Raw genomic sequence first — 1,308 nt, forward strand, 5'->3', positions numbered from 1 at the left:
AGGCGTTTCATCTTGGCGCGGGTGCGTTCGACGTGTTTCGGCAGGAGCTCGAAGTCGAGGGCCTGACAGATGTCTCGGGCCCTCAGCGGACCGTGGGTGTCGTTGAAGACGGCGAGGATGCGCGGGTAGTCCGGGTGCTCAGGCAGCTCTAGACTTCCTGCTGGGTCGACCGTCTGGGCCGGGATTCGGTCGGCGAGGCCGGTGATGGTCGTGCGGGTGATGGCGAGGTGTTCCAGACGTAGTTCGGCCTCACGGAGTTGGGACTGCAGGGCGTCGATCTGGATGCGGAGATCATCGGCCAGGGCCCGGGCGGCGTCTTCCTGAAGATCGAGTGCCTGGAGGAGAGGGTTCAGGTTCACGCGCCGGCCACCCGCGGATCGCGCCAGGTGAGCGTGTTCGTGTCGGTGAGCCGACGGGCTATGACGTGGGTCATGGCCCAGTAGACGCGTGAGGCGGAGGAAGCAGGGCGGTGTTCGTAGTCGCGGACCAGCCGCCGGTGCAGTATCAAGATCCCGAACGTCTGCTCCACCCGCCACCGTTTCGGCTGCGGAACGAATCCCTGCTCCTCAGGGTTCCGCTGGACGATCTCGACGTCGATACCGAGGGCAGCCCCGTGCGTGACGACCTGGTTTTTGAAGCCCTGGTCGACCAGGGCTTTGCTGACCGAGCCGCCGGCCGCGACGGCGACCTGGTCGAGCAGATTGATGCCGGCGGCGTTGTCGTGGACGCTCGCGGCCAGCACGGTGACGGCGATGACCAGGCCGAGGACGTCCACGGCCAGTCCCCGCTTGCGGCCCGGTACCCGTTTCGCGGCGTCTTTACCCGTCGTGGCCGCGGGGACCCCGGTGGCCGCCCGGACACTCTGGGTGTCCAGGATCACCAGGGTCGGGTCCTCTAATCGCCGGTTCCTCTCCCGCACCTGGCAGCGCAGGAGTTCATGGATCTGCTGGTCGGTGCCGTCGTCCCGCCAGGCGGCGAAGTAGTAGTACGTCGCGCTCTTCGGCGGCAGGTCATTCGGCAGGAGAGCCCACTGACAGCCGGTCCGGGACTGGTAGAGGATCGAGTTCACGATCTCCCGCATCGAGTAGCGGCCCTGGTGGCCGCTGACGGAACGGTGCCGGTTCTTCCAGGCCGTGAGCACCGGCTCGATCAACGCCCATTGCCCGTCCGTCAAGTCGCTCTGGTACGGCTTGCGTTCACTCACCCCACCGATTCCAGCAGGCCACCGGCATCGGACCGGCACGTTCCGCCTCCGTCCACACCATCAGGCGACACCAGAACAACTCATATACTCACGAACCGCCCACT

The 1,308-nt window shown here is 66.4% G+C and carries 2 protein-coding genes; both read right to left on the reverse strand.

Going from position 1 to position 1,308, the window contains the following annotated elements; translation table 11 throughout:
* On the reverse strand, nt 1-359 hold a 359-nt coding region (locus ACLB9X_RS34360), incomplete at its 3' end, for a hypothetical protein (protein ID WP_410364337.1).
* Nucleotides 356-1,204 (reverse strand): IS5 family transposase, encoded by an 849-nt coding sequence (locus tag ACLB9X_RS34365; protein WP_410364338.1) that lies wholly within the window; start codon nt 1,202-1,204, stop codon nt 356-358. The genes ACLB9X_RS34360 and ACLB9X_RS34365, both read right to left, overlap by 4 nt.
* Between the last annotated feature and the right edge of the window lie 104 nt (nt 1,205-1,308).

The sequence above is a fragment of the Streptomyces sp. 5K101 genome, from assembly GCF_046506645.1.
Classification (GTDB): domain Bacteria; phylum Actinomycetota; class Actinomycetes; order Streptomycetales; family Streptomycetaceae; genus Streptomyces.